The sequence below is a fragment of the Arsukibacterium sp. genome, from assembly GCF_041616895.1.
GTDB lineage: Bacteria > Pseudomonadota > Gammaproteobacteria > Enterobacterales > Alteromonadaceae > Alishewanella.
The window spans coordinates 22284-46629 of record NZ_JBFJPY010000017.1 but is presented as its reverse complement, the minus strand read 5'-3'; the positions used below and the strand labels follow the sequence as shown (position 1 = coordinate 46629).

20 protein-coding genes and 3 tRNA genes are annotated in these 24346 nt (G+C 49.2%); 16 read left to right on the top strand and 7 right to left on the bottom strand.

Annotated elements, in window-relative coordinates:
• Positions 1-161: 161 nt before the first annotated feature.
• Both ABY802_RS05070 and ABY802_RS05065 read left to right on the top strand, forming a co-directional pair.
• Positions 162-2582, top strand: a complete 2421-nt coding sequence (locus ABY802_RS05070; RefSeq protein WP_372625926.1) for a LamG domain-containing protein — start codon at positions 162-164, stop codon at positions 2580-2582.
• Positions 2583-2607: 25 nt separating this feature from the next.
• On the top strand, positions 2608-4185 hold the full coding sequence (locus tag ABY802_RS05065; protein WP_372625925.1) for a hypothetical protein: 1578 nt from the start codon (positions 2608-2610) through the stop codon (positions 4183-4185).
• An 83-nt stretch (positions 4186-4268) separates the two neighbouring features.
• Here ABY802_RS05065 and ABY802_RS05060 read toward each other — a convergent pair whose 3' ends face one another.
• Together ABY802_RS05060 and ABY802_RS05055 are read right to left on the bottom strand one after the other, a co-directional pair.
• Positions 4269-5066, bottom strand: a complete 798-nt coding sequence (locus ABY802_RS05060; protein ID WP_372625924.1) for a substrate-binding periplasmic protein — start codon at positions 5064-5066, stop codon at positions 4269-4271.
• 81 nt (positions 5067-5147) lie between these two features.
• On the bottom strand, positions 5148-6128 hold the full coding sequence (locus ABY802_RS05055) for an FAD:protein FMN transferase (RefSeq protein WP_372625923.1): 981 nt from the start codon (positions 6126-6128) through the stop codon (positions 5148-5150).
• Between the two features lie 137 nt (positions 6129-6265).
• Here ABY802_RS05055 and ABY802_RS05050 point away from each other — a divergent pair, with 137 nt between their 5' ends.
• Positions 6266-6829 carry a hypothetical protein gene (locus tag ABY802_RS05050; protein WP_372625922.1) on the top strand — a complete coding sequence of 188 codons (564 nt, stop codon included), beginning with the start codon at positions 6266-6268 and terminating at the stop codon, positions 6827-6829.
• Between the two features lie 247 nt (positions 6830-7076).
• On the opposite strand, the gene ABY802_RS05045 is transcribed toward ABY802_RS05050, so the two are convergent.
• A complete protein-coding gene (locus ABY802_RS05045; protein WP_372625921.1) occupies positions 7077-7424 on the bottom strand; it encodes a DUF2569 family protein in 348 nt (115 codons plus the stop codon).
• Positions 7425-7458: 34 nt separating this feature from the next.
• Between ABY802_RS05045 and ABY802_RS05040 the strand changes: the two genes are divergently transcribed.
• Both ABY802_RS05040 and ABY802_RS05035 read left to right on the top strand, forming a co-directional pair.
• The gene (locus tag ABY802_RS05040; RefSeq protein ID WP_372625920.1) at positions 7459-7701 is read left to right on the top strand and encodes a type II toxin-antitoxin system ParD family antitoxin; all 243 of its coding nucleotides are present in this window, start codon (positions 7459-7461) and stop codon (positions 7699-7701) included.
• Positions 7698-7997, top strand: a complete 300-nt coding sequence (locus tag ABY802_RS05035; RefSeq protein ID WP_372625919.1) for a type II toxin-antitoxin system RelE/ParE family toxin — start codon at positions 7698-7700, stop codon at positions 7995-7997. Before ABY802_RS05040 ends, ABY802_RS05035 begins: the two co-directional genes overlap by 4 nt.
• A 113-nt stretch (positions 7998-8110) precedes the next feature.
• Here ABY802_RS05035 and ABY802_RS05030 read toward each other — a convergent pair whose 3' ends face one another.
• Complete coding sequence (locus tag ABY802_RS05030; RefSeq protein ID WP_372625918.1) at positions 8111-8491, bottom strand: hypothetical protein; 381 nt, start codon at positions 8489-8491, stop codon at positions 8111-8113.
• A 28-nt stretch (positions 8492-8519) separates the two neighbouring features.
• Positions 8520-9074, bottom strand: coding sequence for a hypothetical protein (locus ABY802_RS05025; protein ID WP_372625917.1), 555 nt, complete (start codon positions 9072-9074; stop codon positions 8520-8522).
• A 346-nt stretch (positions 9075-9420) separates the two neighbouring features.
• Between ABY802_RS05025 and metA the strand changes: the two genes are divergently transcribed.
• Genes metA through metH form a run of 3 tightly spaced genes read left to right on the top strand, consistent with a single transcriptional unit; the run spans position 9421 to position 14085 of the window.
• A complete protein-coding gene (metA, locus tag ABY802_RS05020) occupies positions 9421-10356 on the top strand; it encodes a homoserine O-succinyltransferase (RefSeq protein ID WP_372625916.1) in 936 nt (311 codons plus the stop codon).
• A gap of 43 nt (positions 10357-10399) precedes the next feature.
• The gene (locus ABY802_RS05015; RefSeq protein ID WP_372625915.1) at positions 10400-11464 is read left to right on the top strand and encodes a homocysteine S-methyltransferase family protein; all 1065 of its coding nucleotides are present in this window, start codon (positions 10400-10402) and stop codon (positions 11462-11464) included.
• Complete coding sequence (gene metH / locus ABY802_RS05010; RefSeq protein ID WP_372625914.1) at positions 11464-14085, top strand: methionine synthase; 2622 nt, start codon at positions 11464-11466, stop codon at positions 14083-14085. Before ABY802_RS05015 ends, metH begins: the two co-directional genes overlap by 1 nt.
• Before the next feature lie 10 nt (positions 14086-14095).
• On the opposite strand, the gene ABY802_RS05005 is transcribed toward metH, so the two are convergent.
• Positions 14096-17758, bottom strand: coding sequence for an ATP-binding protein (locus ABY802_RS05005; protein ID WP_372625913.1), 3663 nt, complete (start codon positions 17756-17758; stop codon positions 14096-14098).
• A 168-nt stretch (positions 17759-17926) separates the two neighbouring features.
• Between ABY802_RS05005 and ABY802_RS05000 the strand changes: the two genes are divergently transcribed.
• Positions 17927-18688, top strand: coding sequence for a substrate-binding periplasmic protein (locus ABY802_RS05000; protein WP_372625912.1), 762 nt, complete (start codon positions 17927-17929; stop codon positions 18686-18688).
• A 36-nt stretch (positions 18689-18724) separates the two neighbouring features.
• Here the strand turns inward: ABY802_RS05000 and ABY802_RS04995 are convergent, their stop codons facing one another.
• Positions 18725-19231: a TIGR00645 family protein gene (locus ABY802_RS04995; RefSeq protein WP_372625911.1), complete on the bottom strand. Its 507-nt coding sequence runs from the start codon at positions 19229-19231 to the stop codon at positions 18725-18727.
• Positions 19232-19424: 193 nt separating this feature from the next.
• Between ABY802_RS04995 and ABY802_RS04990 the strand changes: the two genes are divergently transcribed.
• From ABY802_RS04990 to ABY802_RS04960, 7 genes are all read left to right on the top strand, one after another.
• Entirely contained in the window at positions 19425-20171 is a 747-nt protein-coding gene (locus ABY802_RS04990; RefSeq protein ID WP_372625910.1) for a hypothetical protein, read from the top strand.
• A gap of 2 nt (positions 20172-20173) precedes the next feature.
• Positions 20174-20641, top strand: coding sequence for a regulatory protein RecX (locus ABY802_RS04985; RefSeq protein WP_372625909.1), 468 nt, complete (start codon positions 20174-20176; stop codon positions 20639-20641).
• 10 nt (positions 20642-20651) lie between these two features.
• A complete protein-coding gene (gene alaS, locus ABY802_RS04980; protein ID WP_372625928.1) occupies positions 20652-23273 on the top strand; it encodes an alanine--tRNA ligase in 2622 nt (873 codons plus the stop codon).
• Between the two features lie 241 nt (positions 23274-23514).
• The gene (gene csrA / locus ABY802_RS04975; protein ID WP_372625908.1) at positions 23515-23715 is read left to right on the top strand and encodes a carbon storage regulator CsrA; all 201 of its coding nucleotides are present in this window, start codon (positions 23515-23517) and stop codon (positions 23713-23715) included.
• 162 nt (positions 23716-23877) lie between these two features.
• Positions 23878-23967 (top strand) — tRNA-Ser (locus ABY802_RS04970).
• A gap of 12 nt (positions 23968-23979) precedes the next feature.
• Positions 23980-24056, top strand: a tRNA-Arg gene (locus tag ABY802_RS04965).
• A 35-nt stretch (positions 24057-24091) separates the two neighbouring features.
• Positions 24092-24168: transfer RNA gene (locus ABY802_RS04960), tRNA-Arg, on the top strand.
• The last annotated feature ends 178 nt before the right edge of the window (positions 24169-24346 follow it).

The following is a 24346-nucleotide window of genomic DNA, read 5'->3' as shown; positions in this document are numbered from 1 at the left end:
TGTCAGGTTAAAAAAGCTTTTGAAACCACCTGCCTGCGTCCGCCGGAATCGCTGGCTGATGTTAATCTTATTCAGCAAACCAGCGAGCGCTTCAGCCAGACCGGTTATAACTTAAAACAAGTGTTCACCGACACTGCCACTTATTGTATGGGAGAGTGACCATGAGAACTTCGCTGCTGGTTTTGCTAAGTATCTTGTTAATAGGTTGCGGTGGTGCTGAGGTTGAGCAGAATCCGCCACCACCGGTGCAGGATAATACCAACAACTATAATGGCCCTGCGCCACAAACCGCTGATGTGCAGGAATTTAAAATAAATCTCTGGGACAACCTGGTGGCCGACAACCGCTGCGGCAGTTGTCACCAGCAAGGTAACACTTCGCCTTTTTTTGTGCGCCGGGACGACATTAATATGGCGTACTCTGCGGTATTACCACTGGTCAATCTTGCTGATCCGGCGCAGTCTCTGATGGTGCAGAAAGTCGCAGGCGGCCACAATTGCTGGTTAAGCAGTAATACGGCGTGCGCCGACACCATTACCCAGTGGTTACGGAACTGGGGTAATACTGCCGGTGCAGAGCAAGCGGCGGTAACGTTGGTGGCACCGGTGATCCGCGACCCGGGCGCCAGTAAGGCATTACCCGAGAGCCCGGCGTTATTTGCCGCTGAGGTGTATCCTCTGGTTCGCCAGTATTGCGTTAATTGTCATGCCCCCGATGCGTCAGTGGCACAGGCGCCGTTTTTTGCTGCCAGCGATGTTGATGCAGCTTACCAGGCCAGCCGTAATTTAATGAATCTGGACCGCCCTGAGTTGTCACGGCTGGTTGCCCGTTTGGGTGGCGAGTTTCATAACTGCTGGTCAGATTGTGCCAGTGACGCTGCGGTGATGCTGGCAGCGGTAACGGCCATTAGCGATGCCGTTCCCATAACTGAGTTGGATCCACAACTGGTGCCATCTAAAGCATTACGCTTAGGAGATGGCGTCGTGGCTTCCAGTGGTGGCCGCTACGAGAGTAATCAGATTGCCTTTTATCAGTTTAAAGAAGGCCAGGGCAGTCAGGCGTTTGACACCTCTGGGGTAGAGCCGGCTGCAAACCTTAACATACAGGGCGATTTTGCCTGGTTAACCGGATGGGGCCTGCAAATTAACAGCGGCCGGGCGCAGGCAAGCACCCAAAGCAGTGCCAAGCTGGCTACGTTAATTGGCGCTACCGGTGAGATGACGGTAGAAGCATGGGTAATACCGGCGAATGTGGTGCAAGAGGGGCCAGCGGCTATTGTCAGTTATGCTGGCAGTGCTATCAGCCGCAACTTTACTCTGGGCCAGAGCCAGTATAATTACGATTTTTTACTGCGCAGCGCCAACAGTAATTTTGCTGGTATGCCGGCACTGAGTACCGCCGATGCGGATGAGTTGCTGCAAGCCAGTTTACAACATGTGGTACTAACGCAAGACCCGGTAAACGGCCAGCGTATTTACGTCAATGGCGAAGACAGTGGTGTGCAAAGTGAAGCCGCCGCCATTAGTAACTGGGACGAGAGCTTTGCCTTAATGCTGGGCAATGAAGCTGATGGTAGCCGGCAATGGCAAGGCAGTATTCGGTTACTTGCCATTCATAACCGGGCGTTGACACCGGAGCAAATTGCCCAGAACTTCAGCATTGGAGTGGGGCAGAAGTTCTTTCTGCCGTTTGCTATTGGCCATTTGATTGACCTGCCACAGACTTATATCGTGTTTGAGGTAGCGCAGTTTGATAATTACTCTTACCTGTTCAGCCAGCCGTATCTGATTAACCTGGATGGTGCAGCGTTGCCTGCCGATTTATTAATCAGCGACATGGGCCTGGCGATTAATGGCCGGGAAGTGACATCAGGTCAGGCCTGGATCCGGCAACAGTTTAACTTTGCCAGTGGTACGTCCCTGACCGAGCCGGTGGCAATGTCTGGGCTGGGAACCATCATTGCCAGCGAGGCGGGGGCGGCCAGCGACGAGTTTTTCCTGTCGTTTGGCCAGATTGGTACCTTTAATAACGTGCGCAGCCAGCCACAATTTGCGTTGCAGCAAATCAGCCAGGCGAGTTCTGACAGCAGTAAGCTGGGCATCCGGCCCTTCGCGGCTATTCATGCCAGTATGAGCCAGCTGACCGGCATCTCCCAGGCGACACCGGCGGTAGCCAATACCTATCAGACCATCACCCGTCAGTTACCAGCGCTGAGCAATATTGAAACCTTTATTTCAGCCCAGCAAATGGCGATTACCCAACTGGGTATCGCCTATTGTAATGCGGCAATAAACAACACGGTGCTGCGAAGCCAGTGGTTTCCGGAGGTTAATTTCAATGCCAGCCCGAGTGAGGCATTAAGCCCCGCGAATCGCGATGCCTTAATAAGCCCGCTATTAAGCCGGTTTGCACCACTGCAGCCGGCATCGGCCCTCGCTGATGCCGATGGCAGGGCAGAGCTGAACAATCTTATTGACCGGTTAAGCCAGTGCAGCGGTACTTGCGATAGCCAGCGTACTCAAACAATTGCCAAAGCAGCCTGCACTGCAGTGCTGGCCGGCGCCCAGATGCTGGTTTACTAATACTGGTGAACCAAGGAGCTAACTGATGAAACTGAAAAAAGCCTTACACCCGGATGCGCCCTTATTACACGCCTGCCATAGCCGGCCGGTAACCCGGCGTGACTTTATCGCCTGTGGCCTGAGTGTGGGCGCAGGTATTCTGACTACCGGCTCGGTATTTAGCTTATTTGCCAACCCAACCAAAGCGTTCGCTGATTTATCTCCCGATCTGGAGTTGTTAAAAAGCCAGTGCGGTATCAACGTTGAAGGGGCGGGTAAGATACCCTTTATCTGTTTCGATTTGGCCGGTGGCGCTAATATTGCCGGCTCTAATATCCTGATCGGCGGGGCAGGTGGTCAGCTCGATTTCTTGTCTACTCAGGGTTACAGTAAATTGGGGTTGCCCGCCGATATGGTGCCCTCAGCCGTTAATGCGGCCGACCCGGCCGGTGGCTTTGTCAACGATCAGTTGGGGCTGGCGTTTCATAGCGACTCCCAAATGCTTGCCGGTATTTTAGAACGGACCAGTATGGCAACGCAGGCGATGACCAATGGCGCAGTGATGCCGTCCCGCTCTGAAAATGACACTGGTAATAATCCGCATAATCCGATGTTTGCCATTGCCAAAGCGGGAGCGAATGGCTCTCTGATGCCGCTGATTGGTTCGCGCAACTCTGATTCTGGTGCCAACTCGATGGCGCCGGCTGAATTTTATAATCCGGAGTGGCGGCCGACCAAAATTGACCGGCCCAGTGATGTCACCGGCCTGGTCGATGTCGGCGATTTATTCGGCTTGCTGGATCAGAACGATGCCGTCGCGGTTATGGAGTCTATTCAGCGCTTAAGCGACAAAAAGCTGGCACGAGTAAACACCGGCGTCACCCGCGATGAAGTAATTAAAGAGCTGGTCAGCTGCGGCTATGTCAAAAGCGCCGATCTGGCAGATCGTTTTGGTAACCCGGCCACGCTTGATCCGGCCGCTGATCCGGATATCGTCGGCGATGGCGGTATTTTTAGCAGTGCCGAATTTAACAGCGATGCCGAATTCCGTAAAACGGCCTCAGTGATGAAACTGGTGGTTAACGGTTTTGCCGGTGCCGGTACCGTGACCATTGGCGGCTATGATTATCATACCGGTGAGCGGGGTACGGGTGAGCTGCGCGATTTACGGGCCGGTCGCTGCATTGGTGCCTGTCTGGAGTATGCCGCCAGGCGCAACCAGCCGCTGATGATTTATTTATACTCTGATGGCTCGGTAGCCAGTAACGGCCGGATTGATGACAGTGTTAATGGCCGGGGCAAAGGCGAATGGACCGGTGATAATTCGTCAACGGCGGCGTCAGCTATTCTGGTGTATAACCCCAATGGCCGGCCAGCCTTACTTGGTGGCAGCCCTGCCGAGCAGGCGCGCCATCAGCAGATTGGCTTTATGCGCCCCGATGCGTCGGTAGAAACCGGCTCGTCAATGGCGGCAAATAATGTGAACTTGCTGGTGCAAACGGTGATGCTCAATTACCTGGCCTTGCATGGTGAGCAGGGCAGGTTAGCCGAAGTGGCACCATTTCATGGCTTAGGTAATGCCGCCAGCCAGGATCGGTTAACCGCGTTTGCGCCTATTGTTTAGCGACGTGGTTTGTTGAGGTTTTAACGGGAGTCAGTGGCAACAGGTTGTAAAAGATAAAGCCGCCCTGGCTTTATCTTTTATACCTATAAAATGGGTTCAGGCAATAATTTAGCATAGTTTTTTATGTCATATTTGTTGTAGATAGCGACGAATTCGCCCTGTTGATGCAGACGCTGCCAGGTATTCGCTATGTTTTTAAGTTGCGATGGCGATAGTGAGGCGCGGCTAAAACCAAAATAGACCGGGCTTTCATATACGCTTAATAGTGGCTGGTAGCGATTAGCGTCAGGATAATCATGAGTTTGCCAGTACTGCAACACACTGATGTCTTCTAAAATAGCATCAACCCTATTTGCTCTTAACAGCGCAAGTTTATCCTGAATGCTACTGATACTCACTAGTTGGCGGGCAAAGGCAGGTTGCTGACTAAGCTGGTCAAATTTCTCGCCATAATAGGCACCGTGCAAGGTTGCGATACTGCCAAAGTCTGAGTTACTGGTTATTTCCTCCAGTTTAGTGCTGGCGGCTAACTTGTTTGGATCGCCTACCAGGTAAATGCTTTCAATATGATGCGGACCAATAAAAGCAAAGTGTGCTTTTCGGGCTTCGCTGAATGAGAAATGGCTAATGACATCCAGTTCACCTTGCTCACTCAATTGTATTGCTCTGAGCCATGGGCTGTGAATAAAGGTCAATTCGCAGTCAAGCTCTTGAGCCAGTCGCTGCATTAGCTCAACACTCAACCCGGTCCACTGCTGCTGTTGTTTAATAAGGTGTGGCGGGAAGTCTGTTTCGGCTGACATCCGCAAGGTGCAACTGGTTGCCGTTGCTGCTACTGGTGTCATCAGCAACGCAAAGAATAATAATAAAAATGGGCGCATCAATGCAGTTCTCACCATCTAAAAGCTTCTAACAAATCTACAACAAATTAGCGTGTAAGCACAACCTAATATAAAGTTTGCTTACTGGTTTAAGCCACTGGAAAAGTAGAGTTGATGGTTTATATCAATAAAAACAGCATCATAGCCGTCAATTTTCTCGATTAATGCCATGCCTCGTTCAAGCCCTAATACGAATAAGGTCGTTGATAAGGCGTCGGTGCGGGTTGTGTCTGACCCGAGAACCGTCACGCTCATCAGGCCGGACGGGCTCTGGCCGCTTTTGGGGTCGAGAATATGGTGGTAGCGTACGCCGTCTTCAATAAAAAAACGTTCATAATCACCCGAGGTGCTTATCGCGCTGTCTGTTAGCGGCAATTGCGCCACAATATCATCGTTTTTGCGTGGGTGTTTAATGGCCACCAGCCAGGGGCGGCCACGTTTGTCACCCAGTAAGCGGGTATCGCCGCCGGCCGTTACCAGGGCGTGTTTAATTCCGGCGCTGGCCAGCAAGCCAATGGCCTGTTCTACGGCATAACCTTTGGCGATGCCGCCTAAATCGATTTTAACCCCAGGCCGGCTAAAGCTAACCTGATTAGCAGGGTGCAACTGAATATGCCGATAGTTGACTAACGGTTGCTGCTGCTGTAATTCAGCTGCACTGGGTTTAATTTTTTGCCGGTAGTCGTAACTAAAACCGACTGAAGCAAAACTAATATCAAATGCGCCATCACTGAGCTTTGCCAGCTGCTCAGCTTGCTGCAGCAACTGATAAAACTCAGGGCTGATGGTCACCAGGCCATTTGCCGCTTCCCGGTTCAGCAAACTCAGTTCACTGCTGGCCAGGTAGGGGCTCATTTTCTGGTTAATCCGTTCAAACTCGTTTTGCACTGCAATCAGCAAATCTTTACCCAAATTGTTGTCTTCTGACCACAATTCAACATAGGCCTGGGTGCCCATGGTCTGAAAGGGAAGCCGGTACCACTGAGCTTTAACAGGGAGGGCCAGCACTGCCAGCAGCAGTACGCTGTGTTGAAGCCATGTTAAAAAGCGCGTTAATGTCACAATGGTTCCGCTAAAAGTTTGCAATAACCGTATTGTTGCAGAGCTTGATATTTTACTCAATGCTGGTGCGTTAATTGGCTTTGCGCTAACATCTGCGTCCTTAGTGGTTAATGTAAATTTTTAGTTGTGGAATAAGGATGTATAAATCAGTAGTGGCAGGGGTGGCACTGGCAGGGATACTCGTCGCGCCAGCGGCACACGCGGTATTCAGTGATAGTCAAAAGGTGTTATCGGTATTTACCGAACAAGGCGACAAAGCCGAAACCAGTGGCATTTCGGTTGGTTTGCGTTCAGAACCCAGCAATGAAGTTTACTTTCAGGCCGGCTTAAGTTATCAGCGTATCACTTTAAAACAGCAGCCGATTGATTACAGCGATGGCCGGATCAGACCCGTGTTTCTGTATGGACGACTGGGCATGGACTGGTGGCTTAGCCCATATTTTCAAGCCGGCATTGATTTAAATGGCAGCCTGATGCAGTGGTTAGATACAAACAACGACAGCTGCTGTAACGCTATGGCCAGAACAGGGCTGGAACTTAAACTGCACCAGAATATTCGCGTTGAGTTATACGCGAATTGGTATAACGTAAAATATCAGTCGAACTATGACTTGGTTACGCCAGGGAATATTGAGCACACAACAAACAATAATAGGTTTAGTCGCACGGCGGTGGGTACCCAGTTATCGCTGGTGTTTTAACGCCCGTCACAAAGACGAGCAACGTGTTGTGAGTCGAGTGCCCAAAGAGCATGTTTTTGATCGCGCTTGTTGGGCAGTTCATTAAGTATTGCTTCGATCCTTGGCTGTTCCTCAAGGTTTCTTCTAAAGTACGCCGGATATACCATTTCAAAGGAATCTGATTGAAGCAAAAAAATCTGCCTTTTTCCTTCCCAAGCGTCTTTTGCTCCACCTAGCGTGTGGTGCCAAGCACTCCATAAACCAACTACTAACCTCTCTGGGACATTGTAGTGGTCAAGTAAAACTCACTACCTTCTGATGTGATAGCCTCCCATGTACCATCAGAAAATAGAGGAATAAAGTCGGTAACTACATACAACAAGTTTTTAAATGGAGACAATACTACTCCTATGGCCACAAGTATTAACCAGCCACCAATTCGAAGAGGTTGTTTGTCCTGTTGCTCGTCCTTAATTTCCAAATGATACTCCTTGTACATAACGCAGCCAGCAGCGGGCGAAAAGCCGCGTAGCGGGTCGACGTCGCAGCCAGCGTTTTTTGCTGGCGATAAAATTTGTTTGTTATGCGCATTGATCATAATTTCACTTAATACCATAATTAGGTATCTTCTGGTATCCGGAGAACTACACATGGCCAAGAACACAAGTATAACTATTGGAGAACACTTTGAGGGCTTTATTGCAAGCCAGATCCAAAGTGGGCGTTACGGCTCAGCGAGTGAAGTCATTCGCTCAGCGCTACGCTTACTCGAAAACCAAGAAATCAAACTTAACTCACTTCGTCAATTACTTGTCGAAGGCGAACAAAGCGGTGACGCAGAATATGACCTCGATAGCTTTATCAATGAACTTGATAATGAAAACTCTCGATGAAGCCATTTAATCTCACCGTTGCTGCTAAAAACGATTTACGAGATATCGCATTGTTCACCCAGCGTCGCTGGAGAAAAGAGCAACGAAATATCTATTTAAAACAATTTGATGATTCATTTTGGCTGTTAGCAGAAAACCCCGACATCGGTAAAACATGCGATGAAATCAGAATCGGATATCGTAAATTCCCTCAAGGTAGCCACGTCATCTTTTATCAACAGATTGGCAGTCAACAAATTAAAATCATCCGTATTCTTCATAAGAGTATGGATGTTAATCCGATACTTGGCGCATAACTCCCGGCTAACCTCGCAAATGTTTGATGGCGGCTTTGTTACTTGTCTTTGCTAAAAAGGTGACAGCGAGTATTTGTCCGTTTTAACCGTTTGTTATGTGATTTTTTTGCACTCTACTCATAGGACAAAGTATATGAGTAGAAAGCAGTGCCGTCACGTGTAAATAGCCCCTCTTGAACTTGAACATTGACTGTTTTATGACAATTAACTCGTGCCTCTCCTTGTGAACCCGGTTCACCGAAGTTTATTGTACCTGGAATAATAAAGCAGCTATTAGTGTTATTGTCATTATTTAAAACGTTGTTTAGTTGTTTTTCGTAGTTGGCTATACGCGCTTCTGGAGTTAATGATTCCACTTTATCATGGTTCAGAAGCATTCTACCGAAGATGAATCTGTACTGATTTTCATCTGGATTAGCTGTTTGAAGCATCGCTTTGCTACTAGTGCAGCCAACTAATAACAATGCAAAAATGACAGATATTGTCCGTCTCAAAGGCTTAACTCCTTGTTCACATAACGCCTCATGAACTGGCGGCCGCTTTTTGGCCGTCCGAGTTACTTGAATTGTTAAGTGTAAATTCTCCGATAATGGGTTGAGTTATAAGCTTTTTAATAACCCATATAAACAAGCCAGAAATGGAGAGGGTCATCGCAAAGCTAAACCAGCGAACAATGTTGCTCATGCGCTCAAAGTCCTCAAACCCTTCCCCTTTAGGTGATGATGGAAAATCCGAAAACATTGCAAACTGCATAGCTAAACCGCCCACTTGCCAGAGTATGCCGAACGCCAAGATGACGATAAATGCCAGACGCGCCCAATTTTTGCGTTTTAACAGAGCAATGGATGAGATGAAAGTGAATGAAGATAGTGCACAGAACCCATAAATAAACAAATGAAAATATTGCGACATGAACTTCACCATCGCAGGAGCGTTTTCAGGGACAGAGCTGAATTCGTCACCACTAAACATAGTTGAAACCATAATGACTTGCATAACCGAGACGAAAGAGGCGAAACCTGACCCAACAATAAATATCCACGCTAAAACGGTCACAAACGTTGATCTTGATTCCATGTATGTATTCTCCTATTACACTTAACGCTTGTTGGGCGGAAAGATCCGTATTTAAACACGGATTTTTCCGTCTTTGTAAATTCTATGTTTATGAAGTTACATCGGTTTTGGCTTATTTACAATAACTTATGGGTACAGATAACTTTAAAAGATCTGACAAATACTGAAAATTAGGTCTAACAAGGTGCAACCAACCTTTGGGTAATACAGACTTGTTATGCGCCGATAAACTGTAATGCGAGACTGACACAGCGCATTTAATATTTAGCCATCTAAACGTATAGAAGTTGACATTGCCGCTGGTTTTACGCAACATAGCCGCTATGTCAGTTAACCGGGTGTGGCTATGCCTATTAAAGTGATCGATCAGTTGCCGGCGGTAGAAGCGCTGTCGGCAGAAAATGTGTTTGTAATGACCGAGAGCCGGGCGCAGTCGCAGGATATCCGGCCGTTGAAAATTGCCATTTTAAATCTGATGCCGAACAAAATAGCTACTGAAGTGCAGCTGCTACGTTTGCTGGCCAATAGCCCGCTGCAGGTCGATGTCGATTTGCTGCGAATTGATGATCATGTTAGTAAAAACACGCCGCCGAGCCATTTAAACTGCTTTTACCGTTATTTCTCTGAGGTGCAGCAGCAAAAGTACGATGGTTTAATTATTACCGGCGCGCCGCTCGGTTTGGTTGATTATGAAGATGTTACCTACTGGGCGCAGTTTGGCGATATTCTGCGCTGGGCCGATCATAATGTTACCTCAACCCTGTTTTTGTGCTGGGCAGCGCATGCCGCGCTTTATCAATACTATGGTTTACAGCGGGAAATTCGTGGTGAAAAGTTATCGGGTGTGTACTGGCAACAGGTCACCCAGCCGCTGTGCCCGCTGGTGCGCGGTTTTGATGACGAATTTTTAGTGCCACACTCACGCTATGCTCAGGTGCCGGAACAGAAGTACCAACAGCACGAAGATTTGCATATATTGGCTGAGGCCGATGTCACCGGCGCCTACCTTTTGCAGAACAGTAGTGGCAGCCGGGTGTTTGTTACCGGCCACCCGGAGTATGATTTAACCACCTTAGACGAAGAGTACCAGCGTGATTTAGCTGGTGCTACCGCAACCGCAGCGCCGAAACTACCGGAAAACTATTATCGCAATAATGACCCGCTGCAGGGGCCGCAGAAACTGTGGCAAAGCCATGCCTTTTTACTGTTCAGCAACTGGCTGAACTATTATGTGTATCAGGCCACGCCGTTTGAACTAAGCCAGATTGGCCAAAGTGTTTAAGCCGCTTTAGGTTTTAACAACTTGAAATAACAAAGAGCATTTTATGACCGCACGACTAACGCCAGAGCATTTTCGTCAGTTACTTTCACAGCGTATTTTCATTCTTGATGGCGCCATGGGCACGATGATCCAGCAGCATCGGTTAGAAGAAGCCGATTATCGTGGCAGCGAATTCGCCAACTGGCCCAGTGATGTTAAGGGCAATAATGATTTACTGGTGCTAACCCAGCCCGATTTAATTGCCGATATTCACCGCCAGTACCTGCTGGCCGGTGCCGACATTGTTGAGACTAACACTTTTAACGCCACCACCATTGCTATGGCGGACTACCAGATGGAAGGCCTGTCGGCGCGCATTAACCGTGAGGCGGCCGCGCTGGCGCGTAATGTGTGCGATGAAATAACGGCGCTTGAACCGCATAAACCGCGTTTGGTTGCCGGCGTATTGGGCCCTACTAACCGCACTGCATCAATTTCACCGGATGTTAACGACCCGGGGTTTCGCAATGTCAGCTTTGATGAGTTAGTGAACGCTTACACTGAATCAACCCACGCTTTAATTGAGGGCGGTGCCGACATTATTATGCTGGAAACCATCTTTGATACGCTAAACGCCAAGGCGGCGGCGTTTGCGGTGCTAAAAGTGTTTGATGAAGTGGGTTATAAACTGCCGGTCATGATCTCCGGCACCATTACCGATGCCTCGGGCCGCACTTTGTCGGGCCAGACCACCGAAGCGTTTTATCATAGCCTGGCCCATGTCGAGCCGGTGTGTTTTGGCCTCAATTGCGCCCTGGGCCCGGATTTACTGCGTCCTTACGTTGAAACCCTGTCTGGGGTGTCTGAAGCCTATGTATCGGTACACCCAAATGCCGGCCTGCCAAATGAATTTGGCGAATACGATTTAGACGCAGCAGAGATGGCAGCAGAAATTGCCGATTGGGCACAGCAGGGCTTTTTAAATATTGTTGGCGGCTGCTGTGGCACCACGCCAGAGCATATAAAAGCCATTGCTGATGCCGTTAAAGATGCCCCGGCAAGGAGCCCTAAACCTGCCAGTCATAGTTTTAACTTAGCCGGCCTTGAAGCCTTTTCTCTGGAGTGGTAATGCGACAACAGGCCCGATTTATTAATGTTGGCGAGCGGACAAACGTTACTGGCTCGGCAAAATTTAAAAAACTGATCTTAAACGGCGACTACGAAGCGGCGCTCGATGTCGCACGCCAGCAAGTGGAAAATGGCGCACAAATTATCGACATCAATATGGATGAGGCGATGCTCGATAGCAAAGCTGCCATGGTGCGCTATTTGCAACTGCTGGCTTCTGAGCCCGACATTTCACGGGTACCAATTATGGTTGACTCGTCGAAGTGGGAGGTGATTGAAGCGGCGCTGAAATGCATTCAGGGCAAAGCCGTCGTTAACTCTATTTCGCTCAAAGAGGGCGAGGCGCCGTTTTTACAGCAGGCCACTTTACTGCGCCGCTATGGTGCGGCCGTAGTGGTAATGGCGTTTGACGAGAAAGGCCAGGCGGATACCAAAGTGCGCAAAGTCGAAATTTGCCAGCGTGCTTATCAGATTCTGACCGAGCAGATTGGCTTTCCGCCCGAAGATATTATTTTTGACCCGAATATTTTTGCTGTCGCCACTGGCATTGAAGAGCACAACAACTACGCGGTGGATTTTATTGAAGCCACCCGCGAGATAAAACGCTTATGCCCGCATGCAAAAATCTCTGGCGGTGTATCGAATGTGTCGTTCTCGTTTCGGGGTAATGACGCGGTACGTGAAGCCATTCACTCGGTATTTTTATATCATGCGGTTGCCGCTGGGATGGACATGGGTATTGTTAATGCCGGTCAGCTCACCGTGTATGACGATATTCCGCCGCTGTTAAAAGAGCGGGTAGAGGACGTTATTCTCAATCGGCGTGATGATGCCACCGAGCGCCTGCTGGAGATTGCCGCCGAGTTTAAAGGCGATGGCAGCGTCGCAGAAAAAATAGATGATGCCTGGCGCAGCCTGCCGGTGAATAAGCGGCTGGAACATGCATTAGTGAAAGGCATTACCGATTTTATTGATATCGACACCGAAGAAGCGCGTCAGCTCGCCGAAAAACCGCTGCACGTGATTGAAGGGCCGTTAATGGACGGCATGAACGTCGTTGGCGATCTATTCGGTGAAGGTAAAATGTTTTTGCCACAAGTGGTGAAATCGGCCCGGGTAATGAAAAAAGCCGTGGCCTATTTACAGCCTTATATCGAGCTGGAAAAAGAAGGCGGCCGGGCGCAGGGCAAGGTGCTGTTAGCTACCGTAAAAGGCGACGTGCATGATATCGGCAAAAATATCGTCGGTGTGGTGCTGCAGTGCAATAATTTTGAAGTCATTGACCTGGGCGTTATGGTGCCGTGCGCTGAGCTGCTTCGGGTAGCAAAAGAGCGTGAGGTTGATGTAATTGGCTTATCGGGCCTGATCACTCCATCACTGGATGAAATGGTGCATGTGGCCAAAGAAATGACCCGTTTGGGCTTTACCCAGCCGTTGTTAATTGGCGGTGCCACCACCTCTAAAGCCCATACTGCAGTGAAAATTGAACCAAACTATGCCAATGGCGTGGTGTATGTGCCAAACGCCTCACGCAGTGTGTCGGTGGTGCAGTCATTAATTAGCGTTGACAGCAAAGCGGGTTATTTAAACCGGGTTAAAAACGAATATGTGGTGGCGCGCGAGCAGCATGCCCGTTCGCGCCCGGGTGAAAAGTTGCTTAGCTTAAACGAAGCGAAAGCCAATAAGTTTACGCTTGATTTAAGCAAAGTAGCACCCGCTCCGAAACAACCAGGGGTACAGGTGTGGCAGGATGTTGACTTAAACCTGCTGCGCGATTACATCGACTGGACGCCGTTTTTTTTAACCTGGCAGTTATCCGGTAAGTATCCGGCCATTTTAAACCATGCTGAAGTGGGGATGGAGGCGCGACGGGTGTTTAAAGACGCCAACGCGATACTCGATACCATGATTAACGAGGGCCACGTTAAGGGTAAAGCGGTATTTGGCTTGTTTCCGGCCAACAGCGACGGCGACGATATTGTGGTGTACACCGACGAGACCCGAAGCACAGAAAAAGCCCGTTTGTATAATCTGCGCCAGCAGTTGCAGCTGCGTAACAATGCGCCCAATTGCAGCCTGGCCGATTTTATTGCCCCGGCAGGTAGCGGCGTTAACGATTATATTGGTGGCTTTGCAGTCAGCACCGGTTTTGGTGCTGATGAATTTGCTGCAAAATTTGCCGCTGAGCATGATGACTACAACAGCATTATGGTAAAAGCACTGGCCGATCGCTTAGCAGAAGCCCTGGCCGAATATCTGCACTTAAAAGTGCGGCGCGAGTACTGGGGCTACGCGGCAGACGAGGAGTTGAATAACGAGCAGCTTATTCGCGAGTTGTACCAGGGCATTCGGCCCGCGCCGGGCTATCCGGCCTGCCCGGAGCATACCGAAAAAGGCACCTTGTGGCAGCTGCTGGATGTCGAGGCACAAACCGGCATAGTGCTTACCGAAAGCTATGCCATGTGGCCAGGTGCCGCGGTAAGTGGCTGGTATTTTGGCCACCCCGACAGTAAATACTTTGCCGTCAGCAAAATAGGGGATGACCAGTTGCAGGCGTATGCGGCCAAAAAAGGCTGGAGCACCGAGCAGGCGCAAAGCTGGCTGGCCCCGAATCTTCGCTGAGCCGGTCGCTTCAGGCAGGTAATACCTGCTTTAGTTTTGCTGCCAGTTCTGCCAGCTCGACAGGTTTGGTCAGAATATCGACAAAGCCGCTGCTGAGGATCCGGCGGCTCAGCTCACTGTTATTATGCGCGGTGAGTGCCAGCACCGGTATCTGATCCAGCGCAGAGCGCTGGCGCACGGCTTGCAGGGTGGCAAAGCCATCCATTTCAGGCATTTCGATATCCAGCAAAATAAGTGCGGGTTTATGCTGTTGCAGCCAGATCAGGGCTTGCGGGCCACCGCTTGCTACATGCACCCGATAGCCAATTTTTTCCAGCATCAGTTTCAGCAGGTTTTGATTAAAATAATTGTCATCAACCACCAGGATCCGGGGGGTATCACCGGTATCCGTTTTACTGTCATGCTCACTATGACTGACATCTTCACTGTGACTAACGTATTCACTTTGACTGATATTTTCAATATGACCACCAGGTGCACCGGACTGAGTATTGATTGCTTCTATTTGCCCGGTATCGCCGGCGGCAGGGGGCAGGGTAAGAGTAAAGCTGAAGGTGCTGCCAACGCCAGGCTCACTTTTCAGCGTTAACTCAGAATCCATTATTTGCAGCAGTCTTTGGCAGATAGCCAGGCCAAGGCCAGTGCCGCCATATTTTCGGCTCACTGAATTATCGGCTTGCTGAAATGGCTGAAATAGCTGGCTTTGCTCACTCGCGCTGATGCCTATGCCGCTGTCGGTTAACGAAAAATGCAATTGGTCATGGTTCAGCGCGGTAATACGTAACTGGATTTGCCCCTTAACAGTGAACTTAATGGCATTGCTTAACAAGTTCATTAAGATCTGACTTAGTCGCAGCGGATCGCCACGGCGGCCGTCTGCAATGGTAGCCGGCAGACTACGTTGGTACTTTAGTCCCTTGCTGGTGATCTGGTTGCTGAACAGATCTTCCACCTGAGTGAGCGTCGCGCGCAGTGAAAAATCGGTTTGCTCAACCACTAGCTTGCCCGCCTCAATTTTAGAGAAATCCAGAATATCATTAATAATGCTGAGCAGAATTTTGCCAGCAGCACGAATTCTCAGCAGATATTGTTGTTTGTGTTCTACCGCCGGCGTTGCTTCTGCCAGTTCAGCAAAACCCAGCACGGCATTGAGCGGTGTGCGCAGCTCGTGGCTAATATTCGCCAGAAACTGGGTTTTGGCCAGGGTGGCGCTTTCTGCCGCTTCCCGCGCCTGTTGTAGTTGCTGCATGGCCTGCTCCAGGTGTTCGGTGCGCATGGCTACTTGCTTGCTCAGACGTTGTTGTTCAGTGATCGCGCTATGCATGCGCCATCTGTGCAGCAAATACAGCAATGTGATACTTAGCAGCAGATAAGCGAGCAGCATACTCCAGTGCCAGTACCAGGGGCTGGCTATCTGAAAATGCAGACTGTCCGCTGTGCTAATCTGGCCTGTGACATTTCTGGCTCTTAGTTGAAACTCATAGCGGCCACTTTGCAGGTTGGTATATTCCCGATAATGCTCCTGGCGCCAGCTGGACCATTCTTTATCATGGCCCAACAGCCTTACCTGCAGTTGATCGGGTTGCAACGGATTATAATTGGGGCTACTGAACTGAAAACGTAAATTCCGTTGCTCACTGCTCAGGGCAATGATGTCGGGTAATGCGCCGCCACCATAAATAAGTTGTTGTTGGTCAACCAACACTTTTCGTAGCAGCGGAGCTTTAGGTTGATGTTGCTGATACTGATCATCGGCAAAGCGGAAAACTCCCTCAGCACCACCAAACCAGATCAGCGGCCATTCCACCAGAATGGTATCCAGCGGAATATCGAATAAGGGCTGCAATGCATTCTCATGCCACTGATAACTGCCGTTATCGTCAGGTATAGCTACCCCTGCGGAGCGGGTACCGTTCTCGTTGTCCCACAGCAACATCCAGATCCGGCCTTTTGCATCGGCAACAGGGTTTCGGACCCAGGGCTGCTCATTGCTGAATAAGTTTTTAAACGCTGCAGCCAGTTCGAATTTTTGTAAGTCGCGATTATAGCTTTGAATACCACGGACCGAGGCAATGAACAGCTGGTCAGCAAAAACATGTACAGAATTTCTGTTCAGACTGGGCAAACCCTGTTCTTTAGTAAAACGGCTGATTGCCAGTGGTACTGAGCCACCACCCTGCCAGGAGGCGGGTAAGTGCAACCGATACACACCATGGGCCAGGGTGCCGAGCCATAGCTCACCATTTGTCATTTCTACGATGCTATTCAGGTTTCCTTCTACGCCTGGTACCCGGCCTTCGTCAAGCCATTGGCCGTCAACGTAACGCATCGTGGCCAAGCCATCCTGCAGCCCGACATAAACCCGACTGGGCTCACGCTCGGAGATCTGTAAAATTTTACTGGCCTGAGGCGAGGGCCTGACTAAGCTAAGTTGCTCTTCTAGTAACTGATAAACGCCGTCATTGTTGGCAATCAGCAAGCGCTGGCGGAATTCGGTAAAGCCCCAGGTTTGCTTTTGCAGCGGCCCTAACTGGACAAATTCGCCACTGCCATCCTGGCGGCGCTGCAACCGGAATAATCCCAGGCTGGTACCAGCATAAAGATGTTGCTGATAGCGGGTCAGTGCCAGCACATTACCTGCCAGGCCGCTGGCACCGCGATGAGCGGTAATAGCAGAATGTAAGGCAATCCGCGACAGGCCATGATCAAGCCCGAGCCAGAGTCCCCCCTGATGATCCTGATATAACGCTCTGACATTTTGATCAAGCAAACCGGAATTCCGATTATAGTGGCCAACCAGTTCTCCTTGTCTGCTCAGGATATAAACCCCATTTTGGACGGTACCAAGAGCAATGTCGCCGTTATTCAGGGTCAGGCCTGAATATATTACGGCCTGTTTTAGCTGCTGATCATAAGCCGTTGGCAGGCGTTTAACCCCTTTGTTATCAATTAAATACAAACCTGTTTCCCGGCTTGCAGCCAGCAAGGTGTTGTCTGAGTAGGGCTCGAGTACAAAAAGACTTTCATGGGCAAAATGCTCGCCGCCTGGCACCAACTGAAAATTACCCTGATCCAACATCAGCAAGCCAGTGCCTTCTTCTCTGATGTAAAAGCGTTGATTTACCCAGAACGCCTTTAAAAAACTGCTGTTACTGCGCCAGACCTCAATTTTTTCCTCATGCAACCGGAAAACATAATCGCGACTGGCAAAATATACACTGTCATCGCTGACAAAGGTCTGTCTGACATCCCGAAAATCACGAAAGCTCTCGGGCACTAAATGTAGTAAAGACTGATAACGGGAGTGGCCTTCGCTATGATCGATGTAACCGATATCTCCCTTCGCCCCAACATAAACCCGGCCATCGGCAGAAAGGGCGAGTGAGCGGGCCACTGATTTGTTGCCGGTTTGCATGATCCGCCAGTTCTGGCCATCGTATTCCAGTACGCCGACGTTATTGCCTACATACAGCACCCCACGGTGATCCTGCAGCAGCGCCCAGTTTTGAGTGCCGGCATGATATTCTTTGGGTTTGAGGTTATGCAGCATGGGCATACCGTGCTCAAACGTTGCGGCTAGCGCAGAGATTGGCGCCAGTATAACGATAATGAGCAACGTAACCCTGCTCAGCAACCCATAACCCTGGTCGCGAAACCCCCTAAAGTCGGTCACAGTGAACTCCATTTCTTGGCCGCTATCGGCAAACTGACAAGCGGCCTATCTTAACTGGAGTATTTTGCCGAGCCAAGCATTCTGACGTGACCATCGTTAGTAAATAAAATCTTTCAGTTTGCAGAAAAAACGTTATGCTCATTAAAACACTAAACAAGGGAGGCGCCAGTGCGACTAAACTGGATCCTGGGTTTGCTGCTACTAGCTCAGCAAGGCATGCTGGCAGCTGCGCCTTTGACAGTGCTGGTAGGCCAGCAAAAACCCCCTTATATAAATACGGCAAATATTTCAGGCTATGAGGTGGAATTGCTGGCTGAGGTGGTTAGCAGGATGGGCTATGAGCCGGTATTTTTATTTGTTCCCAACGCCCGGATTAAGCCACTGTTGTTGCAGGGCGAGGGCGATATCGCCAGTTTACAACCAGTAGAGAATGAAGAGGCTGGCCTGTTCTATTCTAACCCATATATTCGTTATCAGAATGTTGCGATCAGTCTGGCAAAAGATAAATTGGTCATTGAAAACAGCAGTGATCTGGGACGCTATTTGGTACTTGCGTTTCAGAATGCCCGTTTGGTTTTGGGGCCGGATTACACGGATATGGCTAGAATTTCAGCCAATTACCGTGAGACGGTTGATCAGCAGGCGCAACTGACCATGCTACTGTCAAAGCGGGTTGAGGTGGTGGTGATGGACCGCAATATTTTCAATTATTATCGGTTGCAGCACGATGATTCCCAAGAGATGGCCATTCATCCGTTATTTAACACTACAGTTTATCGGGCGGCATTTCGGGATGCGAAGGTGCAACGTGCTTTTGACCGAGCGCTGCTTAGTGTGATTCTGGATAGCTGGTATCAGCGGTTACAACGTAAATACTTTGGGGAGGAAAACCAAGGGCTGCAACATAGCCTGCTGCGCACTGACAGCTAAGCAATGCCAGTTATGCACTCAGCTAAGCACTGCCCGTCAAAGCGCTTTGGTTTTGTCGTCGCGCAGCAATTTATCCAGATAACCCATAGCAAAAGCGGATAACACGAAGGTAATATGGATAAACAAATACCATTTTATTTTGTCATTATCGATGACTTCAGTATTCATAAATACTTTCAGTAGGTGAATAGACGAGATGGCCACAATTGAGGCGGCCACTTTATTTTTAAGCGAGCCCGCGTCAAGTTTGCCTAACCAGCTTAACTTATCGTCATTGCCTTCCAAATCCAGCCTTGATACAAAGTTTTCATATCCAGAAAACATCACCATCACCAGCAGGCCGCCAACCAGGGCAATATCAATTAACGACAGCACGACTAAAATCAGCTCGACCTCTTTCATACTGAAAATAATAGGGATGATATGAATAATTTCCTGAAAAAACTTAATTGCCAGCGCTATCAATGCCAGGCTAAGCCCCAGATAAATTGGTGCCATAATCCAGCGAGCAGAATAAATAAGATTTTCAACAAACTTTTCCATAGTAACGCCTCAATAAAATAATGTTGCTATTATGCGGCCCAGTCGCAGCAAAGCAAGCCTGCTTATCGGCCATTTGCCATATTTCTGTCTCAGATGCTGAAATTAATCGCAGCTCTCTTATTTTAAGCAGTTTTGCAGTATGATAGCCGGCTTTAATGGCAGCATAGGCTGTCAGCATCGGCAAGAGGTTACTGTGGAAAAGCCGTTTCAACTGAAACTGATTATCAGAAGGGTCAGCGCCACTGCATCGCTGCAATGGTTGTCTGGCGCCTGGCAGCTGTTTAAAAAGACGCCACTGCTGTTTATGGCCATGTTTTTACTGACTGCGTGTTTGGGTTTTTTATTACAGCTTAATCAGCTGACGGCAATAGTCTGGGTATTTCTGAATCCGTTTTTAACCGCCGGATTCTATAAAGCGATAGTTGGTGTTCAACACCAGCAACATGTCACGGTTGACTGGGTGTTTAAGCCGCTGGCTGAACCGGCTTGCCGCTTAATCCTGTTAACAATTGGTGCACTTAAGGTATTGCTGTTTACGCCTCTAATCAGTTTTCAACAGCAATTGCTGTTGCCAATGTCTGCTGCTATCGAGAGTCAGAGTACTGCTGATATAACGATTACCTGGCAGTTGTTGTTATTAGTGGCATTGTTTGCTCTGGTGTTTATGTTATTCGCTTATGCGGTTGCTATTGCTTACTTTTTAAAAGAACATCGTATTCTAACAGTGCTGCAAACCAGCTTTATTGCCTGTTGGCGTAATGTGGCGGCGCTGCTCGTATTTGGTTTACTGAGCATGGCGCTGGTGCTGTTAACCCTGCCAACGTTTTTTATTGGCTTAATCGTGGTGTTACCTTTGTTAAACATTGCCTTCTTTTTGTCTTTTAACGAAGTATTCGCGCTGCAGGTAAAATCAGCTGATGACGGCATATTAGAGGTGTAGCCATGGCTGAACTCGCCGAGCTGAAAAAAAACGCCTTAAACTGGCTTAGCAGGCGAGACTACAGCGAAGCCCAGTTGAGTCAGAAATTGCGCCACAAAGGGGCTTTGCCAGAGCAATTAACCGCTGTTATCGAGTGGTGCAAAGCACAACAGTACCTTGATGAAAGCCGGTTTTTAAGTATGCTGGTACGCAACAGGGCACGCCAGGGCTATGGTTATAATTACCTTCTGCAGGAATGCCGGGCGCAAAAAATCAGTGCGCAGCAGCTAGACCGCTGTTTGCAATCACTGGCCATCGACTGGTGGGTATTGGCCAGTGCCGCTTATCAGAAAAAATATGGCGACAGCCCGATAAGTGATTATAAAGAAAAAACGAAACGGATGGCTTTTTTGCAGCGCCGGGGTTTTAGTGGCGAGCAAATAAAGGCAGTATTTACTGAATTAACAAACCAACCTAACCGGACAGGATAGTTTCATGACGATGACTTCGGCCAAGATCAGACAGGCTTTTTTTGATTATTTTGCCAGTAAACAACATCAGGTAGTTGCCAGCAGTTCGCTGATCCCTGGCAACGACGCGACCTTACTGTTCACGAACGCCGGGATGGTGCAATTCAAAGATGTCTTTTTAGGGCAGGACCAGCGAAGTTACAGCCGGGCCGTCTCAGCACAGCGTTGTGTGCGGGCGGGTGGTAAACATAATGATTTAGAGAATGTTGGTTACACCGCGCGCCATCATACGTTCTTTGAAATGCTGGGTAACTTCAGCTTTGGGGACTATTTTAAACGGGAGGCTATTGGCTATGCCTGGCAGTTTTTAACCGAAGTAGTCAAGTTACCGAAAGAAAAATTGCTGGTTACAGTTTATGCCACAGACGATGAAGCCTATGCTATCTGGTTGAATGAAATTGGCGTGCCAGCAGAGCGTATTGTCAGGATTGGCGATAACAAAGGCGCGCCTTATGCCTCTGATAATTTCTGGGCAATGGGGGATACCGGTCCTTGCGGTCCGTGCACCGAAATCTTTTATGACCACGGTGAGCATATCTGGGGTGGCCCACCGGGTTCAGCGGAAGAAGATGGTGATCGCTTTATTGAAATCTGGAATATCGTCTTTATGCAATTTAACCGCCAGGCCGGTGGTGAGATGCAACCGCTTGCTAAACCCAGTATTGATACCGGTATGGGGCTGGAGCGGATTGCTGCGATATTGCAGGGCGTGCACAGTAACTATGAAATAGATACCTTTGCCGCACTGATTAAAGCTGCCGCTGAAATAACCGGCGCCACAGACTTATCTGATAAATCGTTGCGGGTGGTAAGCGATCATATTCGTAGTTGTGCGTTTTTGATTATTGATGGGGTACTGCCGGCCAACGAAGGCCGTGGTTACGTGCTGCGCCGGATTATTCGTCGTGCCGTGCGCCATGGTAACACCCTGGGGGCGAAAGGCGCGTTTTTCTATAAGTTAGTTGCAGCATTGGTGGCACAAATGGGCGAGGCTTACCCTGAGCTAATTGAAAAGCAAGCCATTATTGAAAAAGCGCTACGACTTGAAGAAGAGCAGTTTGGTAAAACACTGGAACGTGGCCTGACGATCCTGGACGACGAGCTGAAGGGGCTAACCGGCAGCGTGATCCCGGGGGAGCTGGTATTTAAATTGTATGATACGTATGGCTTTCCAGTCGATTTAACCAATGATGTTGCCCGTGAGCGCAACCTGACGATAGATCATCCGGGGTTTGATGCTGCCATGGCGGCCCAGCGAAAACGTGCCCAGCAAGCTTCAAATTTTGGCGCGGATTACAATGCAACATTAAGCTCTGCTCAGCATACGGCGTTTACCGGTTACGAGCATGAGTTTGCTGATGCGACCATCGTTGAAATTTTCAGTGAGGGTAAAGCGGTTGACAGTCTTAGTGCGGGTGATAGTGGTTTAGTAGTGCTGGATGAAACACCGTTTTACGCAGAGTCTGGTGGTCAGATGGGGGATACCGGAAAATTGCTGCTGGCCGGCGGGGGCGAGTTTACGGTGGCCGACACCATTAAGTTAGCCAAAGCATTCGCGCACCAGGGAAAAGCCAGCGCAACTGTGCGGGTTGGCGATAAAGTTGCTGCCAGAATCGATAGTGAGCGGCGCGGCGCGATAAAGCAGAATCACTCAGCCACCCACTTGTTGCACGCTGCACTGCGCAAAATATTAGGTGAGCATGTCACCCAGAAAGGCTCGTTGGTAGGACCAGATCGGTTACGGTTCGATTTCAGTCATTTTGAAGCGGTTAAAGCTGCAGAGCTGCGGGAAATCGAGCTTTTGGTTAACCAGCAAATCCAACAGAATAACGCGCTGCAAACCCGTTTAATGCCGATTGAGCAAGCTAAAGCGGCTGGCGCCATGGCGTTGTTCGGTGAAAAATATGACGAAGAAGTCCGGGTATTATCGATGGGTGAGTTTTCTATCGAACTTTGCGGTGGCACGCATGTCAGTCGTACCGGTGATATTGGTTTATTTAAAATTGTGGCTGAAGCCGGCATTGCTTCAGGTATCCGGCGGATTGAAGCAGTAAGCGGTATTGGCGCGCTGCATTATATCCAGTCGCTGGAGCAACAGGCCGCGCAAGCAGCGGCATTGGTAAAAGGCGATATGCTAAGTCTGGCCGACAAAGTACAACAAACGCTGGACAAAAGCCGTGGCCTGGAAAAAGACATTGAACAGTTAAAGGCAAAAATGGCCAGTCAGGCCGGTTCATCGCTGGAGAGCCAGGTGACTGAGGTTGCTGGCGTCAATGTGTTGGTTAGTCAGGTTGAGCAGGCCGATCCGAAAAGCTTAAGAACCATGCTGGACGAGCTGAAAAACAAACTGAGACCGGCGGTTATTCTGCTGGCAACGGTAAACGATGCTAAAGTTAGTTTAATTGCGGGCGTTAGCACCGAGTTAACCGGCAAAGTGCACGCGGGCCAACTGGTTGCCTGGGCAGCAGAGCAACTCGGTGGTAAAGGTGGCGGTAGACCTGATATGGCGCAGGCAGGTGGCACTGACAGCAGTGCGTTACCTGACGTGCTGGAAAAAGCGCAGCAGTACATCAGTGATAAGCTAAACAGCTGATCGCCGATAACCGGTGTTGCGTAAAACCGAATAACTGCTGCTGACCGTTGTAATGCCGTTGTATATCGCGAAAAACTTTCGGCCAGTGCCAAAGTTGCTACAATGCGTACGTAATGGTTGGAAGCAGTTTATAAATATCATTTGCTGGCTTTTCAGCAGGCGCCAGCTGAGTTATTATACGGCGTTTTATCGAAAACAACGGTGAAATGTCACTGTAATTGCAAGGAAAAGGAGCAAGCGAATGCTAATTCTTACCCGTCGTGTTGGTGAGACTCTGATGATCGGTGACGAAGTAACGGTTACCGTGTTGGGTGTAAAAGGAAACCAAGTTCGAATTGGTGTTAATGCACCAAAAGAAGTGTCTGTCCATCGTGAAGAAATTTATATGCGGATCCAGGCAGAAAAAGATACCTCTGGTGGCGGCTTTAACGAAGCTAACTAAAAAATTACCGGCAGGAAGCTGGTAACCAAAACAGACCGTTTTAATCAATTGCCGTTAAATATTGAGCGAATTGTTTAAAAGGTCGGCAAACAAACTTTACTGTCCTAAAAATTGTTTGACTTATTTTCCTGAGACATTAATATACACGCCGCAACACAGAGCGGAGAAATGGCCGAGTGGCTGAAGGCGCACCCCTGCTAAGGGTGTATAGGGGAAACTCTATCGAGGGTTCGAATCCCTCTTTCTCCGCCATTTTTATAGAGCGGACGCATAGCTCAGCTGGATAGAGTACTCGGCTACGAACCGAGCGGTCGGAGGTTCGAATCCTCCTGCGTCCACCATCTATAAAATGTAATTTAGAAAATGCAATACCAACGGATGCATAGCTCAGCTGGATAGAGTACTCGGCTACGAACCGAGCGGTCGGAGGTTCGAATCCTCCTGCGTCCACCATATACGAAGAACCCGCTACGGTTAACGCCTTAGCGGGTTTTTTTATACTTGCATGATGCTGCCTGACGCAGGTGGTTGAGAAGCTCCGGATGGTTCGACCAATTTGCCGGGAGCAAATTGGCACAGCTTCAGCTGGCCCGCAGGGCAGGCGGCAGGATAGCCGCCTGAAATCCTCCTG